The organism is Tsukamurella sp. PLM1 (assembly GCF_023168325.1).
Taxonomy (GTDB): Bacteria; Actinomycetota; Actinomycetes; order Mycobacteriales; family Mycobacteriaceae; genus Tsukamurella.
In genome coordinates this window covers 25,162-41,028 of sequence record NZ_AP025688.1, presented here as the reverse complement: position 1 = coordinate 41,028, position 15,867 = coordinate 25,162, and the positions used below count along the sequence as shown (strand labels likewise).

The window sequence follows — 15,867 nt, the reverse complement described above, 5'->3', positions numbered from 1 at the left end:
GCGCCCGTGGGCGCCGACGGGGCCGCGCCCTCCGTGCTGCTCGTCCACGACATCACCGGCGCGGAACCGGATATCGAACGGAACCTGCGCATCGTCGCCGAAGCGGGATACCTCGCGATGGCACCGCTGATGTTCACCGCGGGACGGAATCGACTGGGCTGCATCGTCTCCACGATGCGTTCGCTCGCGACCGGCACGGGGCCCGCGTTCGCCGTGCTGGAACGGGCTCGCGGAGTGCTGGCATCCGATGCCCGGTCGACCGGCGAGGTCGCGATCACCGGCTTCTGCATGGGCGGCGGTTTCGCCCTCCTCGAGGGTGATGCCCGGTACGTCGCGGCGGCCCCGTTCTACGGCAGCCTCACCACCTACCGCGCCGTCACCGCGGAAACCTGCCCGGTGGTGGGGTCCTTCGGCGCACGGGATCCGTTCATCCCGTTCGGCGAACGGCGCCTGCGGCGCGTCCTCGACCGGCACGGAATCCCCTCGGACCTGAAGACCTACCCCGGCGTGGGCCACAGCTTCGCCAACCGGATCGAGATCGCCCCCGACGCCGTCCTCCGGGTGACCGGGCTCGCCTACGACGCGGATGCCTCCGCCGACGCGTGGTCGCGGGTGTTCGCGTTCTTCGAGGCGCGCTTCGCCGAGGCGGCGCGATCATGAGGCGCGAACCGCGGGTGATCGTGGTCGGCACCGGCGTCGCGGGGATCACCACCGCGAAGGTCCTCGTGGACCGCGGCTTCTCCGACGTCACTGTCCTGGCGGCGAACCAATACTGAACATTGTTCATATCTGCCCGAGGAGGCACCCGGCGATGAAGGTCCACCACCTGAACTGCGGCACGATCGAGCCGTTCCTCTCGGAGAAGAGCGTGTGCCACGTCCTCCTCATCGAGACCGAGAGCGGGCTCGTGCTCGTCGATTCAGGGTTCGGCAGGGAGGACATCGCGCGTCCGGCGGAGCGGGTCGGCCCGATCCGCCACATGATCCGTCCCCGCTTCGACCCGGCCGAGACCGCCGCCGCGCAGGTCACCGCCCTCGGGTACGACATCACGGACGTCCGGCACGTCATCGCCACGCACCTCGACCTCGACCACGTCGGCGGCGTGAGCGACTTCCCCCACGCGACCCTGCACACCACCGCGATCGAGGCGGAGACCGCGTACTCGCGCAGTATCGCGTCGCGGATGCGCTACAACCGGCCGCAGCTCCCCGCCGACCCGCGGAGCGTCGTCGGGCACGCCCGCGGGACCGACACCTGGCGGGGTTCGACGGTGTCGCCCCCCTGCCCGGCATCTCCGACGGGCTCGTGCTCGTCCCGCTCCCCGGACACACGCTCGGCCACACCGCCGTGGCCGTGGACGCCGGCGAGCGGTGGATCCTGCACTGCGGGGACGCCTTCTACCACCGCAGCGCCGTCGAGGGCGACGCGGCGGTGCCCCTGGCCACCCGCGCATTCGAGCGCATGGTGGCCACCGACTACACCCGGGTCAAGCGGAATCAGGAGCGCATCCGCGCCCTGCAGGCGCAGAACGACCCGGACCTGCTCATCGTCTGCGCCCATGACCCGGGCCTGCTGGCGCGGGCGCAGCGGTCGGCCTGACCCCGCGCCGACTCGATCCGACCCGCAAGTCTCGTCCCCTGCAATGAGATGTCGAGAGCCCGCGGTCGGTCACGAGGCCGATCAGGACGACCGCTGGAACGATCATCAGGAGTGCGTTGCTCGCCCAGGTCAATCGCGTCGCCTGCGACTTCCGGAACACGGAACCTCAAATCCGCCCCAGAAACGACGAAACCCGAGGTCACAAGCTCTTCTGAGTTCGTGACTTCGGGTGCCGCAGTTCATGGAACTGCTCGTGGTGGTGGGCGAAGGGGACTTGAACCCCCACGTCCCGAAGGACACTGGCACCTGAAGCCAGCGCGTCTGCCATTCCGCCACTCGCCCGAGCGACCGGAGAAGATTAACACGAGACGACGCACGGTGCGAAATCGGGCCGTCACCTGCGCTCGACCCTTGCCCCGGCACCGTCGGGCGTGCTACCAAAGGGACAGTTGGGACGAATGGGGTTACGCTGGGTTCGCCGTGTCGCGATCGCGGCTATCATCATTGGTCAGTACATGCACTACGACACGCTGAGGAAGGAGGAAGTCGTTATGGGGATCCTGCAACGATTCGAGCGCAAGCTCGAGGGGGCCGTCGGTGACGGCTTCGCCCGCGTCTTCGGCGGCAAGGTTGTTCCCCAGGAAGTGGAGGCCGCGCTTCAACGGGAAGCCGAGGACCAACTGCAAACCCTCGGTGACGGGGCCTATCTCGTGCCCAACAAGTACGTGATCGCCGTGTCCCCCACCGATCAAGAGACCTTCGAGGCGGATCGCGAGCTCGCGATCCGTGCGTTCTCGAAGCACCTCGACGAATACATCCATGACAACGGCTGGCAGACTTATGGTGACGTGGTCGTTCACTTCGAGCAGTCACCTGGTCTGCACACCGGCCAGTTCCGGGCCCGCGGCACCGTGGACCCGGACGCAGTTCCTCAGAACCTTGTACCTCAGCGACCACCTGCAGAATCAGGAGCCGATTCCATGAGCAACAATCCCGGATACGACCAGGGACGGCACGGCGGCCAGTACGACCAGGGCGGCTACCAGCAGCAGCCGGGGTACGACCAGCAGCAGGGCTACGACCAGAACTACGGTCAGCAGCAGGGCTACCAGCAGCCCGGCTACGACCAGGGCTACCAGCAACCGGCGTACGACCAGGGCGGCTACCAGCAAGCCGGGTACGACCAGAACTACGGCCAGCAGAACTACCAGCAGCCGGGCTACGACCAGTACCAGCAGCAGCCCGGCTACGACCAGGGCTACCAGCAGCCCGCCTACGACCCGAACTACGGGCAGCAGCAGGGCTACCAGCAGCCCGCGTACGACCAGGGCTACCAGCAGCAGCCGGGGTACGACCAGGGCTACCAGCAGCCCGGCTACGACCAGGGATACCAGCAGCCGGCTCCCCAGGGCGGCTACGACCAGGGCGGCTACCAGCAGCAGCCCGGCTACGACCAGGGATACCAGCAGCCCCAGGGCGGCGGCTACCAGACCCCGCAGGGCGTCACGCTGTACCTCGAGGACGGCTCGAACCGCACCTTCGCGCTCCGCGAAGGCGCCAACGTGATCGGCCGCGGGCAGGACGCGCAGTTCCGTCTCCCCGACACGGGCGTCTCGCGCCGCCACGTCGAGATCCGCTGGGACGGCTACGCCGCCGTCCTCAACGACCTGGGTTCCACCAACGGCACCTCGGTCAACGACGTGCCCGTCTCCAACTGGGAGCTGGCCGACGGTGACCGCATCCGGGTCGGTCACTCCGATATCGTGGTGCGCTTCCAGTAGATTTCACTTCGGGCTGGCGAAAAGCAGACCCGCAACACGCGCCCGGTGACGGGCGCCGACCGAGTGTGCGTCGACAGACCAGGAGGGAGGCACCGTGCAGGGACTGGTACTGCAGTTGACCCGGGCGGGCTTCCTCCTGCTGCTCTGGCTGTGCATCTGGCTCGTGATCAGTGCGTTGCGCTCCGACGCCCGGCTGGCGTCGGGCCTGCGCCCGCGGCAGAAGGAGGCGAAGGCGCCCCGTCGAGCGCTCTTCTCCCGCACCAGCAAGGTCGCGAAGTACCTCGTCGTCACCCACGGCCCCCTCGCGAACACTCGCATCACCCTCGGCCAGCAACCCGTCCTCATCGGCCGGGCCGACGACTCGACGCTGGTCCTCAACGACGACTACGCGTCGACCAGGCACGCGCGCCTGGCCCGCGACGGTGACGATTGGTACGTCGAGGATCTCGGCTCGACGAACGGCACGTATCTGGCCCGGAACAAGGTCACCACTCCGACCCGCGTCCCGCTGGGCACCCCGGTGCGCGTGGGCAAGACAGTGATCGAGTTGCGCCCGTGAGCCTGGTCCTTCGATACGCAGCCCGCTCCGACCGGGGCCTCGTGCGCAGCAACAACGAGGACTCCGTGTACGCGGGCGCGCGCCTGTTGGCCCTGGCCGACGGCATGGGCGGTCACGCGGCCGGCGAGGTCGCCTCGCAGCTGATGATCAACGCGCTCGCGCCCCTCGACGACGACGAACCGGGCGGCGACCTGCTGGGCACCCTCGAGGAGGCGATGGTCGCGGGCAACGAGACCATCGCCGAACAGGTGGCCGAGGACCCCGAGCTCGACGGCATGGGCACCACGCTCACGGCGATCCTGTTCGCGGGCTCGAAGCTGGGCCTGATCCACGTCGGCGACTCCCGCGGCTACCTGCGGCGCGACGGTCAGCTCACGCGCATCACCAAGGACGACACGTTCGTTCAGACCCTCGTTGACGAGGGCCGCATCACCGCCGAGCAGGCCCACACGCACCCGCAGCGCTCGCTCATCATGAAGGCGCTCACGGGCCACGAGGTCGAGCCCACGCTCACGCTGCGCGAGGCCAAGTCCGGCGACGTGTACATGCTGTGCTCCGACGGTCTGTCCGACGTGGTCAGCGACGAGACGATCGGCGAGACCCTGGCGCTGGCGACCGAGGACGTGGACGCTGCCGCGGACCGTCTCATCGAGCTCGCCCTGCGCTCCGGCGGCCCGGACAACGTGACGGTCGTCGTCGCCCGCGTCGAGGACACCAGCTTCGGCCAGAGCCGGCCCATCGTCGGCGGCGCCGCCAACGAGGACGACGAGGACTACGTCCCACCCGCGAACACCGCCGCCGGCCGGGCCGCCGCACTCCGGCCGCCGCGCAAGGCGCCCGCCGCGTCGTCGCGACCGAGGTCGACGACGACGAGCCACGGCGCAAACCCCGCGGGAAGTGGATCGCCCTCGCGGTCCTGCTGGTGCTGGTGATCGGTGCCGCCATCGGAATCGTCGCCACCCGCTCGATCGTCAACGCGAACTACTTCGTGGGCGCCAAGGACGACGGCACCATCGTGATCTCGCACGGCGTCAAGCAGACCGTGTTCGGACGCAAGCTCAACTCCCAGCAGGAGGTCGTCTGCATCGCGGACGCTCCCGCGGACGGGGCTCGCGCCGCCCAGGGTGCGCGCCGCTCACCGTCAAGGATCTGACGCCGCGCGGTCGCTCGAACCTGACCGGCCTGCCGTACGCGAGCTCGCTCGACGCCGCCCGCGACCAGGCCCGGGCCCTGACGGGGCCGGACAATCTGATCGAGCGCTGCGCGATCACCACCGTCGTCGAGCCGGCCCCGACCGGGATCGCCCCGTCCGGCGCCCCGGTGCCGCCCGCGACGCCGGCACCGTCGCCGACCCCGATGCCCGCGCCCCGGCGGGCGAGACCGTGGCCCCACCGGCGCCGGTCACCAAGGTCGTGACGCAGTCATCGACGCCGCAGCAGCCGTGCCGCGGAGGGACGTCGTGACGTCCGCGACCAGCACTCCCGGATCGGGCATCGCCCTCGACCCGAACCGGCGATCCCGCACCTACGAGCTGACGCTGCTGATCGCGGCGACGGTGGTCGTCGGCGCGTCGCTGTCGATCGTCGAATGGGCCCAGGAGCAGCGCCTCACCATCGACCTGGCCAAGTACGTGATCGCGTTCGTCGTGCTCTACGGCGCCGCGCACGTCGCGGTGCGACGGTTCGCGCCGCACGCGGACCCGCTGATCCTGCCCGTGGTCGCGCTGCTCAACGGCCTCGGCCTGGTGCTGATCCACCGCCTCGACCTGGGCAACCAGAAGGGCGAGAACGGCCGCATCGTCGAGACCCAGGAGGCGAACCAGCAGGTCCTGTGGACCCTGATCGGCGTCGCCGTTCTGATCGGCGTCCTCGCCGTCCTGCGCGATCACCGCACGCTGTCGAAGTACGCGTACACGATCGGCCTCGCGGGCCTGGTCTTCCTCGCGCTGCCGGCGCTGCTGCCGTCGAGCATGTCGGAGATCAACGGCTCCAAGAACTGGATCAAGACTCCGCTGTTCAACATCCAGCCGAGCGAGGTCAGCAAGATCCTGCTCATCGTGTTCACCGCGGCGTTCCTCGTGTCCAAGCGTGACCTGTTCACGTCCGCGGGCAAGCGGGTACTGGGCGTGGACCTCCCCGCGCCCGCGACCTGGCGCCGCTGCTGCTGGTGTGGGTGCTCGCTCTCGCGGTCCTCGGCTACGCGAACGACCTGGGCACGCCACTCCTGATCTTCTTCACGGTGTTGGCGATGGTGTACATCGCCACCGAGCGGGTCGGCTGGATCGTGGTGGGCCTGTCGCTCGCGGTGGTCGGCGCGTTGATCGCGTACGAGCTGTTCCCGCACCTGCAGGTCCGCGTCGCCGTGTGGCAGGACCCGTTCGACGACTTCTACGGCAAGGGCAACCAGCCCGCGCAGTCGTTGTTCTCGCTGGCCACCGGCGGCCTCGCGGGTACCGGCCTCGGTTCGGGCCGACCCACGATGGTCCCGTTCGCCTCGACCGACTTCATCATCGCCGCGATCGGCGAGGAACTGGGGCTGATCGGCCTGGCCGCAGTGCTCATGCTGTTCCTGATTCTGATCTTCCGCGGCTTCCGCGCGAGCCTGACGGTGCGCGACAGCTTCGGCAAGCTGCTGGCCGCGGGCCTCGTGGCGACGATGGCGATCCAGCTGTTCGTCGTGGTCGGCGGCGTCACCAAGCTCATCCCGTTGACGGGCCTCACGACGCCGTTCATGAGTTACGGCGGCTCGTCGCTGCTCACCAACTACGCGCTCATCGGGATCCTGCTGCGCATCTCCAACGCCGCGCGCGAGCCCAAGGTGGCCCGCAAGCCCGGCGCCCCGGTCCCCGACCGGCCGACCGAGATCGTGAAGCGCGTATGAACGGGCCGATCCGCCGCATCTCACTCGTCGTCGTCGCCCTGGTGGTCGTCCTCCTGGGCTGGTCGACCTATGTCCAGGTGTTCCAGATGGCCGGCACCGCCACCGCGAACCGCCACGGCGATCTGCGCACCGACACCCGCAACGAGCGCGTGCTCCTCGACGAGTACGCGCGCCAGCGCGGCTCCATCCTGGCCGGCGGCCAGGTGATGGCGCAGTCGGTGCCCACGGAGGACCGATACAAGTACCTGCGGACCTACCCCACCGACATGGCGACGGCGTACGCACCCCTCACCGGCTACTACTCGATGGTGTACAGCTCGGGCGGCATCGAGCACGCCGAGGACGCGATCCTCAACGGATCCGACGACCGGCTGTTCGGCCGCCGCATGATCGACCTGTTCTCCGGCCGCGATCCCCGCGGCGGCAACGTCGTGACCACGATCAACCCGACGCTGCAGCGCGTCGCGTACGAACGCCTCAGTTCCGCGTGCGGCAGCGCCGGGCCGTGCCACGGCGCCGCCGTCGCGATCGAGCCGCAGACCGGCAAGATCCTCGCGTTGGTCTCCACCCCCAGTTACGACCCGGGCCGGTTGTCCTCGCACGACCTCAAGTCGGTGCGCGGAGCGTGGGAGGAACTCAATGACGACCCGAACAAGCCCATGGACAACCGCGCTACCAGTTGGACCTACCCCGGGATCGACGTTCAAGGTGATCACGACCGCGGCGGCACTGTCCCAGGGAAAGGGCGTCGACCTGGACACACGGCTCACGGCCGACAAACAGATCACCCTGCCCGGGGTGGCGGCACGACGCTCTCGAACTACGCGGGCATGACGTGCCCCAGCAGTTCTGGCGGTACCGTCAGCCTGTTGCAGGCGTTCCAATACTCGTGCAACACCGCGTTCGTGGACCTGGCCACGACGAAGATGCAGGACGGAGGAGAGGCGATCAAGCAGATGGCGAACAACTTCGGCGTGAACTCGACGCCCGACCCCATCCCGCTGCCCGTGGCCCAGTCCGTCACCGGCAGCATGCAGTACCCCGCGGAGGTCGGACAGTCGGCGATCGGCCAGCTGGACGTCGCGCTGACGCCGCTGCAGAACGCGGTGATCGCGGCGACGCTGGCCAACGGCGGCATTCGGATGCAGCCGTACCTGGTGGACAGCTACCAGTCGCCCGACCTCTCGACCTTCGGCGTCACGGCACCGAAGCGGGCCGGCCAGGCGATCTCCCCGGCGGTCGCCGCGCAGATGCGTGAGCTGATGCTCGCGTCGGAGCGCAACACCAAGGGCTCCGGGGGCGGCGTGAGCATCGCGTCCAAGACGGGCACGGCGGAGCACTCGCAGGCGCAGAAGGGCGGCGAAGCCCCGCACGCCTGGTACATCGGGTACGGCCCGGCCAACGATCCGAAGGTAGCAGTGGCGGTCATCATTGAGAACGGTGGAAACCAGGGCGAGGCGGCGACCGGTGGGTCGCTCGCAGCGCCGATCGGACGTGCGGTGATCAACGCCGCGGTGAACGGGCAGGGGAACTGATGAGTCTGCAGACCGGATCGGTGATCGCCGACCGCTACGAACTCCTCCGGCTCATCGCCACCGGCGGTATGGGTCAGGTGTGGGAGGCGATGGACACCCGGCTCGACCGCCGCGTCGCCATCAAGGTCCTCAAGGCCGAGTTCTCGGACGACAAGGAGTTCCTCGCCCGGTTCCGGAACGAGGCCCGCACCACCGCGGCCCTCAACCACCCCGGCATCGCCGGCGTGTACGACTACGGCGAGACCGAGGACCAGTCCGGCGGCGCACCGCTCGCCTACCTGGTGATGGAGCTCGTCAACGGCGAGCCGCTCAACGCCGTCCTGAGCCGCCTCGGCCACCTCAGCCAGGCGCAGGCGCTCGACCTGCTCGAGCAGACCGGCCGCGCGCTCCAGGTGGCCCACACCGCCGGCCTGGTGCACCGCGACGTCAAGCCCGGCAACATCCTCATCACCCCCACCGGACAGGTGAAGATCACCGACTTCGGTATCGCCAAGGCCGTCGACGCCGCACCCGTCACCAAGACCGGCATGGTCATGGGGACGGCCCAGTACATCTCCCCCGAACAGGCCTCGGGCGAGGACGCGACCGCGGCCTCCGACGTGTACTCCCTGGGCGTGGTCGGGTACGAGTGCCTCGCCGGCAAGCGTCCGTTCACGGGCGACGGTGCCATCACCGTCGCGATGAAGCACATCCGCGACCAGCCGGAGCCACTTCCGGCCGACCTTCCGGCGCCGGTGCGTGAGCTCATCACGCTGACCCTGGTCAAGGACCCGCGGCAGCGCTACGCCAACGGCGGCGAGTTCGCCGACGCCGTGGCCGCAGTGAAGGCCGGGCAGCGCCCGCCCATGCCGCGTGGCTGGACCGGCGGCGCCCTGCCAGCCGCCTCCCGGGCGCCCGAGACGGCCGCGACCGCGATCGTCCCGCCGCCCGCGCGGCCCGGCCCGCAGCCGGTGGTCCGCAACTCGAACCCGACCCCGCGGGCCGCGGCACCGTCGGCCCACCCGTCCGAGGGGCTGGACCCGCGCCCAGAAGACCATCCTGGGCGTGTCCGTGATCCTGCTGCTGCTGGCCGCGGGCATCGTGGGCGGGTACCTGCTGTTCCGCGACACCGGCACGGAGTCGCCACTGCCCCCGTCGAGCTCGGTCCAGACCACGGTGGCCCCGCCGCCGTCGGGGTGGCCACATCGGCGCGGCCGCTGCCGCCACCCACGCAGCCGACCAAGACGGTGACGGAGACGTCGACGGCCACCCAGCCGACGACCACCCCGCCGCCGCCGCGGCCCACGACCACCCCGCCGCCCACCACGACGGAGCCACCCACCACGACGGAGCCACCCACCACGACGACGGACGTCACCGGCCCTGAGCCGACCACGACGCCGCCGCCGCGCGGATCTTCGGCCTGCCCATCCCCGGCGCGGTCCTGGGCGGGAGCGACGGATGACGACCCCGCCGCGGCGGATCAACGACCGCTACGACCTGGGCGAGACGCTCGGGTTCGGCGGCATGTCCGAGGTGCACCTGGCCCGCGACACGCGCCTGTCGCGCGACGTCGCGATCAAGATCCTCCGCGCCGACCTCGCCCGGGACCCGAGCTTCTACGAGCGGTTCCGGCGGGAGGCGCAGAACGCGGCGTCACTGAACCACCCGACGATCGTGCAGGTCTACGACACCGGCGAGGCGCAGACCAGCGGTGGGCCGCTGCCGTACATCGTGATGGAGTACGTCGACGGGGAGACCCTGCGCGACGTGCTGCGCCGCGACGGCACCATCGCCCCGCAGGCCGCGATGACCTGGATGGCCGACGTGTGCGCGGCGCTGGACTTCAGCCATCGCAACGGCATCGTGCACCGCGACATGAAGCCCGCCAACGTGATGCTCACCCGCGCCGGCGAGATCAAGGTGATGGACTTCGGCATCGCGCGGGCGATGAGCGACCCGTCGGCCGGCATGACCCAGACCGCCGCCGTCATCGGCACGGCCCAGTACCTCTCGCCGGAACAGGCCCGCGGCGACTCGGTGGACGCCCGCTCCGACGTGTACGCCGCCGGCTGCGTCCTGTTCGAGCTGCTCACGGGGCAGCCGCCGTTCACCGGCGACTCGCCCGTGTCCGTGGCGTACCAGCACGTCCGCGAGGATCCGCCCACGCCGTCGTCGCTGCTCGACACCGTGCCGCCGGAGCTGGACTCGATCACGCTCAAGGCGCTGTCGAAGAACCCCGCGAACCGCTACCAGACCGCGGGCGAGATGCGGCAGGACCTCATCCGCGTCCTCGCCGGGCGCAAGCCCGAGGCGCCGATGGTCCTCACCGACGACGAACGCGACGCGCTGCTCACCGAACCCGCGAGGCCCCGGCGCCGCGAGGCGGCCAAGGCCGCAGCGCCCGCGGCCGCCGCTGCGGACACCGCCGCGGCCGGGACGGGCGCACCGTCGGACGAGGATCCCCCGACCGAGGTCGTGGACTCGTCCGCGCCCGCCCCGACGCGGCGCCGGCACACGGCCCCTCCGAAGCGCGGCGGCCGCTCGCGCCTGGTGGTCCTGCTCTCGCTGGCGGTGATCGCGCTGGTGCTCGTCGGCGGCAGCACCTGGTACTTCCTGAGCAGCCAGGGCAGCGGCGAGAAGCTGGCCACCGTGACCTCACAGATCGGCAAGCCGGCTACGGAGGCGCAGGTCGCGCTGCAGAAACTGCGGTTCAACGTGGAGATCCAGCGCGTGCCGGACAACGCGGTGCCCGCGGAGCACGTGATCTCGACGATGCCGGGGCCGGACGCCCAGGCCGCCGAGGGCTCGACGGTGATCCTGCAGGTGTCGACCGGCCCCAAGATCGTCGCCGTGCCCGACGTGGCGAACCGCCCCGAGGCCGAGGCCCGCGATATCCTCACCAAGGCCGGTTTCACCGTGTCCAAGGATCCCAAGCGCGAGCCGTCGGCCACCGTCAAGGCCGGCACCGTGATCTCCACCAACCCGGCGATCGGCGCCAACACGCCGCAGACCACTCCCATCGTGCTCACGGTGAGCTCCGGCAAGGAGCAGGTGCGGGTGCCGGACGTGACCAACACGCAGGTCTCGCAGGCGGAGGCGAACCTCAAGGGCCTGGGCTTCGACGTGCAGATCGCGCGCGTCGACAACCCGGCGGCCGCAGGCACCGTCGTGGGCCAGAACCCGACCGGCGGGTCGAACGCCGACAAGGGCAGCACCGTCACCCTGCAGGTGTCGCGGGCCAAGCCGATCACCATGCCGAACGTGATCAACCAGGATCAGAACGCCGCGCGCGCCGCGCTCATCCAGGCCGGTTTCTCGGCGGAGAACATCCGCGTCGTGGTCGACGCCCCGTCGGGCCTGTTCGACAAGGGCAGGGTCTGGCGGACCGATCCCGATGTCGGCGCGCAGGTGGATTCGTCGGCGTCGATCGTCCTGCACGTACGGCGGTCGTAGGCCGGTCGGTCGGCTGCGGCTCCCGCAGTCCGACGGTGCCGGGCCGGCCCGTCAGGCGAGCGCCGCGGCGACCTCGTGCTCGAGCTCCGCGACGCGGGCCTCGGGGATCGTCAGGCCGCAGACGGCGAGCCAGTTCGCGAGCATTCGGTGGCCGCCCTGCGTGAGGACGGACTCGGGATGGAACTGCACGCCGTGGATCGGCAGCTCGCGGTGCTGGAAACCCATCACCACGCCGGAGTCGGTGCGACCGGTGATCTCCAACTCGTCGGGGATCGTGGGCTCGAGCACCGTCAGCGAGTGGTAACGGGTCGCGGTGAACGGGTCGGGCAGGCCCGCGAGCACGCCGTGGCCGTTGTGGTGCACGAGCGAGGTCTTGCCGTGCAGCAGCTCCGGCGCACGGTCCACGGTGGCGCCGAACACGGCGCCGATCGCCTGGTGGCCCAGGCACACGCCGAGCAGCGGGGAGCCGGCTGCCCGCGCCGCCTCGACCATGGGCATCGTCTGCCCCGCGCGCTGCGGGGTGCCGGGGCCGGGGCTGAGCAGCACACCGTCGTACTGCGCGGCCGCGGCGGCCGGATCGTCCAGCCGGGCATCGTCGTTGCGCCAGACGTCCGCCTCCACGCCCAATTGGCCCAGGTACTGGACCAGGTTGAACACGAAGCTGTCATAGTTGTCGACGACGAGGATCCGCACGTGCTTCAGCCTACGGGGTGGGGCGTACGCAGGTACATCCGATAACCTGGCAGGTGAAAAGCACCCCGGTAGAAGGAAGTCATGCCGAAGTCGAAGGTCCGGAAGAAGACCGATTACACGATCAACGCGTCGACGGACACGCGCACCCCGGTCAAGGTGAGCGCGCCGTCCGGTCGCTGGTTCGTCGTGCTGTTCCTGGGCTTCATGCTCGCCGGCCTGGCCTGGTTGCTGGTGTACTACGTCGGCGCCGATCCCCAGGGCCTCGGCGGCCCGGGCGAGCCGCTGGAGTGGATGGCGAACCTCGACGCGTGGAACTTCGCGATCGGATTCGGCCTGATGATCGTCGGCCTGTTGATGACGATGTGGTGGAAGTAGATCTGAGCAGCGAAAACACATCGATGTCATTCATCCCCAGCTGTGGATAAACCTGTGGATAACTGGAGCGCTCCGCGCGGGGTCGGGGTTGTGGCGCTGCTCGGCGCGGTAGCCCTCGGCGCCGTGACGGTCTCGTTCGGCGTGATCAAGGACCCGATCGGGCTGATCCTGGTCGGGCTCGGCACCGTCGTTCTCGCGTTTCTGGGCCTGCAGGTCCTACTGCTGCGCCCCCGCCTGCAGGCCGACGGTGCGGGCGTCACCTACCGGGGCGTGTTCGGCCGTAAGTATTTCCCGTGGGACGGCCTGGAGATCAAGCGGACGATCACCAAGCACTGGGGCCGCGAGTCCGTCCTGCTGGAGCTCACCCGCGGCGACGACATGCTGTTCCTCGGCCGCTGGGAGCTGGGCGAGGCGACGACCGCCGTCGCCCAGCGTCTCGAGGAGCTCCGCCCGTAGATCAGAAGCGGCGCGCGGTGACGAAGCCGCGGATTCCCGCCACCCGCACGGGCACGCCGGAGGTCACGGCCTCCACGACCTGACCGTTGCCCACGTACAGCGCCGCGTGGCCGCCGCCGTTGGTGATGACCACGTCGCCCGGGCGCAGGTTCGTCTGCGCGACCGGGGTGCCGGCGCTCATCAGTGCGTAGCTGCTGCGCGGCACGCTGACGCCGGCCTGGTTCATGGCCCAGGTGACGAGGCCCGAGCAGTCGAACGACGACGGGCCCGCGGCCCCGTAGACGTACGGCATGCCGATGCGGGTCATCGCGGCCCGCACGACGGCGGAGCGGTCGGGGCCGCCGGCCTGCGCCACCTGGTTGACGGGTGTCCGGGGTGCCGGGGCCGCCTGGGCCACGGCGGGTGCTGCGACGAGTCCGGTCACGGCGAGCGCGACGCCGAGGGCGGCGCGCAGGGTGGTCTTCGTGGTCTTCGTACTGTCGCTGGACACTTTCTTCGAACTCCCGACTCCGGCGGAGCGGCATGCTGGTCACGCCTTCATCTCCACAAGATCACGGAAAGATTACGAACCGCGAACCGCAGGTGTCCATCTCAGACGGGCTGCTGTGCGGTGAAGATCGTCACCGACCTGCGCGGACCGTGATGCCCATCACTGGAATCGTTGCGCCTCGGACAATTCGGTAGCGCAGACGATCGCGAATCATGAATGGCCTGCGCTAAGTAATGAATGTGCGATCGCACTGCACAAACACGAACGCCCGGCCGAATCCTCGGCCGGGCGTCGCGGACAGCGCGGGGCGCTAGTCGATCGTGATCGAGTTGATGGTGACTTCCTTGACCGGGCGATCGGCGCGATCGGTCGGGGCGCCGCCGATGATGTCGACCACCTTGCGGCTCTCCTCGTCGGCGACCTCGCCGAAGATCGTGTGCCGGTTGTTCAGGTGCGGCGTCTTACCGACCGTGATGAAGAACTGCGACCCGTTCGTCGCGGGACGGCCGATGTTGGCCATCGCCAGAATGTACGGGTGGTCGAACTTGAGCTCGGGGTGGAACTCGTCGACGAAGTCGTACCCCGGGCCACCCGTGCCGGTGCCGGTCGGGTCGCCGCCCTGGATCATGAATCCGTCGATGACGCGGTGGAAGATCGAGCCGTCGTAGAACGGGCCGGAGGTGCCACCCGACGCGTTGGTCGTGGTGTACTCCTTGGTGCCCTGGGCGAGCCCGACGAAGTTCGCCACGGTCACGGGGGCGTGATTGCCGAACAGCGCGATGCGGATGTCGCCTTCGGAGGTGTGCAGAGTCGCGTGGGCGGTAGCGTTGGAGTTGGTCACACCGCCATTCTGCCATTCTCCGCAGGTGCGAACCGGTCGAGATCGCGGATCCGGCGGTGGAACACGCCTTCTCGTCCGCCGAAAGGAACCCGCCACGATGGCAACCCCCGCTCTTGTCGACGACGCAGCACCCGCCCCCGAGGCCGCCGCACCCGCCGCGCGCCCGACCAACGCCCAGCGGCTGGTGTCCGGCCTCAGCCAGAGCGTGCTCGGCCCCGCCAACATCGCGCGCGCCCTCTCGGGCCTGGGCCTCTCGCTCGCCGGCCGGGCGCTCGGCGCGCTGTACCGGCTGGTCCGCTCGTGGATCTCCCCGGCCGAGGTCGATCCGGATCGCGCCATCACGCTGTCCGACGATGCCGCCTCCGCCGGCCCGGCATGGCGCCGCCCGCTGCTGATCACGCTGGCGGTCACCCTCGTGCTGGCGATCGGCGGCGTGGCGTTCAAGCTGCTGCGCACCCCGTCGGCCCCGCCCGTCGCGCCCGAGCCGCCGCGCGTGCGCCCGGCGAGCGGCGCCACGGGCGATAGCGCGCCGCTGACCAGCGAGGAGATCGACCTCGAAGTGGCGACCGACGGCACCGTCGACGAGGATCCCCGCAAGCAGGGCGAGTAGCCACTACCCCTCCCCGTGCGCCGCGCGCCCGGCCCGGTCGAAGATCATGATCACCTCGGCCGGGCCGTCGACGGCGCCGATGGCGTGCGGCGTCATCGTGTTGAACTCCGCCGACTCGCCCGCCTGCACCTCGATCTCGCGCTCCCCGAGGGTCAGCCGCACCCGCCCCTCGAGCACGAAGAACCAGTCGTGGCCCGGATGCACGCGCGGCTCGGTCGGGGCAGCGGGCTCCAATCGGAGCTTCATGGCCAGGATGTCGCTGGTCGGACGCGTCAGTAGCCAGGTGGTCCGGCCGTCGTGGCGGCTGGGCGCCGGCCGCAGCACCACATCATCGGAGTCTCCTGCATCGAGCAGCGCGTCCAGGTCCACCTGCAGTCCCTTGGCCAGCGGCACCAGGATGTCCAGACTGATGCCGCGCCGGCCCGTCTCTACCCGGCTGATGGTGGACGCGCTCAGCGCGGTGCGAGCTGCCAGCTCGTCCAGCGACAGCCCGAGCGTGGTCCGCAGGCTGCGCAGCCGCGTCCGTACCAGGTTCTCGATCGCACTCAACTCGGTCATCTTGCGAATATAGCAAGACTCCTTGCGATATCGGTGAGGCTTCGTACGCTGGGAG

15 protein-coding genes, 1 tRNA gene and 4 pseudogenes are annotated in these 15,867 nt (G+C 69.9%); 14 read left to right on the top strand and 6 right to left on the bottom strand.

Annotation, left to right across the window (positions count from 1 at the left end; all coding sequences use genetic code 11):
- The first annotated feature begins 6 nt into the window (after positions 1-6).
- The 3 genes and pseudogenes from MTP03_RS00230 (at position 7) to MTP03_RS23195 (ending at position 1,599) form a co-directional block, all read left to right on the top strand.
- A complete protein-coding gene (locus MTP03_RS00230; RefSeq protein WP_248490069.1) occupies positions 7-660 on the top strand; it encodes a dienelactone hydrolase family protein in 654 nt (217 codons plus the stop codon).
- 151 nt (positions 661-811) lie between these two features.
- Positions 812-1,141, top strand: a pseudogene (locus tag MTP03_RS23200) (MBL fold metallo-hydrolase); the annotation flags it as partial.
- Between the two features lie 164 nt (positions 1,142-1,305).
- Positions 1,306-1,599 (top strand): hypothetical protein, encoded by a 294-nt coding sequence (locus MTP03_RS23195; protein WP_371821015.1) that lies wholly within the window; start codon positions 1,306-1,308, stop codon positions 1,597-1,599.
- Positions 1,600-1,856: 257 nt separating this feature from the next.
- Here the strand turns inward: MTP03_RS23195 and MTP03_RS00220 are convergent.
- Positions 1,857-1,941: transfer RNA gene (locus MTP03_RS00220), tRNA-Leu, on the bottom strand.
- A 209-nt stretch (positions 1,942-2,150) separates the two neighbouring features.
- Between MTP03_RS00220 and MTP03_RS00215 the strand changes: the two genes are divergently transcribed.
- The 7 genes and pseudogenes from MTP03_RS00215 to MTP03_RS23180 form a co-directional block, all read left to right on the top strand.
- A complete protein-coding gene (locus tag MTP03_RS00215) occupies positions 2,151-3,380 on the top strand; it encodes a DUF3662 and FHA domain-containing protein (RefSeq protein WP_248490068.1) in 1,230 nt (409 codons plus the stop codon).
- A 94-nt stretch (positions 3,381-3,474) separates the two neighbouring features.
- Entirely contained in the window at positions 3,475-3,939 is a 465-nt protein-coding gene (locus MTP03_RS00210; protein ID WP_068526518.1) for an FHA domain-containing protein, read from the top strand.
- Positions 3,936-4,871 carry a PP2C family serine/threonine-protein phosphatase gene (locus MTP03_RS23190; RefSeq protein ID WP_371820835.1) on the top strand — a complete coding sequence of 312 codons (936 nt, stop codon included), beginning with the start codon at positions 3,936-3,938 and terminating at the stop codon, positions 4,869-4,871. Before MTP03_RS00210 ends, MTP03_RS23190 begins: the two co-directional genes overlap by 4 nt.
- Entirely contained in the window at positions 4,862-5,092 is a 231-nt protein-coding gene (locus tag MTP03_RS23185) for a hypothetical protein (RefSeq protein WP_371820834.1), read from the top strand. The genes MTP03_RS23190 and MTP03_RS23185 overlap by 10 nt, the downstream gene beginning before the upstream one ends.
- Before the next feature lie 306 nt (positions 5,093-5,398).
- Positions 5,399-6,819 (top strand): annotated as a pseudogene (locus tag MTP03_RS00200) (FtsW/RodA/SpoVE family cell cycle protein).
- Positions 6,816-8,354, top strand: a pseudogene (locus MTP03_RS00195) (peptidoglycan D,D-transpeptidase FtsI family protein). The pseudogenes MTP03_RS00200 and MTP03_RS00195 overlap by 4 nt, the downstream one beginning before the upstream one ends.
- Positions 8,354-9,079, top strand: a pseudogene (locus MTP03_RS23180) (protein kinase); the annotation flags it as partial. The pseudogenes MTP03_RS00195 and MTP03_RS23180, both read left to right, overlap by 1 nt.
- 56 nt (positions 9,080-9,135) lie before the next feature.
- Here MTP03_RS23180 and MTP03_RS23175 read toward each other — a convergent pair.
- The gene (locus tag MTP03_RS23175; protein WP_248490066.1) at positions 9,136-9,711 is read right to left on the bottom strand and encodes a hypothetical protein; all 576 of its coding nucleotides are present in this window, start codon (positions 9,709-9,711) and stop codon (positions 9,136-9,138) included.
- Between the two features lie 83 nt (positions 9,712-9,794).
- Between MTP03_RS23175 and pknB the strand changes: the two genes are divergently transcribed.
- A complete protein-coding gene (gene pknB, locus MTP03_RS00180) occupies positions 9,795-11,789 on the top strand; it encodes a Stk1 family PASTA domain-containing Ser/Thr kinase (RefSeq protein WP_248490065.1) in 1,995 nt (664 codons plus the stop codon).
- A 51-nt stretch (positions 11,790-11,840) separates the two neighbouring features.
- Here pknB and MTP03_RS00175 read toward each other — a convergent pair whose 3' ends face one another.
- Positions 11,841-12,482: an aminodeoxychorismate/anthranilate synthase component II gene (locus tag MTP03_RS00175; protein WP_248490064.1), complete on the bottom strand. Its 642-nt coding sequence runs from the start codon at positions 12,480-12,482 to the stop codon at positions 11,841-11,843.
- An 81-nt stretch (positions 12,483-12,563) separates the two neighbouring features.
- Between MTP03_RS00175 and crgA the strand changes: the two genes are divergently transcribed.
- Together crgA and MTP03_RS00165 are read left to right on the top strand one after the other, a co-directional pair.
- Complete coding sequence (gene crgA / locus MTP03_RS00170) at positions 12,564-12,857, top strand: cell division protein CrgA (protein WP_248490063.1); 294 nt, start codon at positions 12,564-12,566, stop codon at positions 12,855-12,857.
- 54 nt (positions 12,858-12,911) lie between these two features.
- Positions 12,912-13,313 carry a PH domain-containing protein gene (locus tag MTP03_RS00165; RefSeq protein WP_248490062.1) on the top strand — a complete coding sequence of 134 codons (402 nt, stop codon included), beginning with the start codon at positions 12,912-12,914 and terminating at the stop codon, positions 13,311-13,313.
- Between the two features lies 1 nt (position 13,314).
- On the opposite strand, the gene MTP03_RS00160 is transcribed toward MTP03_RS00165, so the two are convergent.
- Both MTP03_RS00160 and MTP03_RS00155 read right to left on the bottom strand, forming a co-directional pair.
- Complete coding sequence (locus tag MTP03_RS00160) at positions 13,315-13,803, bottom strand: C40 family peptidase (protein ID WP_248490061.1); 489 nt, start codon at positions 13,801-13,803, stop codon at positions 13,315-13,317.
- 310 nt (positions 13,804-14,113) lie between these two features.
- Positions 14,114-14,644: a peptidylprolyl isomerase gene (locus tag MTP03_RS00155; RefSeq protein ID WP_248490060.1), complete on the bottom strand. Its 531-nt coding sequence runs from the start codon at positions 14,642-14,644 to the stop codon at positions 14,114-14,116.
- 97 nt (positions 14,645-14,741) lie between these two features.
- On the opposite strand from MTP03_RS00155, the gene MTP03_RS00150 reads away from it, so the two are divergent.
- Positions 14,742-15,254, top strand: a complete 513-nt coding sequence (locus MTP03_RS00150; RefSeq protein WP_248490059.1) for a hypothetical protein — start codon at positions 14,742-14,744, stop codon at positions 15,252-15,254.
- A 3-nt stretch (positions 15,255-15,257) separates the two neighbouring features.
- On the opposite strand, the gene MTP03_RS00145 is transcribed toward MTP03_RS00150, so the two are convergent.
- Positions 15,258-15,812 carry a helix-turn-helix domain-containing protein gene (locus MTP03_RS00145; protein WP_248490058.1) on the bottom strand — a complete coding sequence of 185 codons (555 nt, stop codon included), beginning with the start codon at positions 15,810-15,812 and terminating at the stop codon, positions 15,258-15,260.
- Between the last annotated feature and the right edge of the window lie 55 nt (positions 15,813-15,867).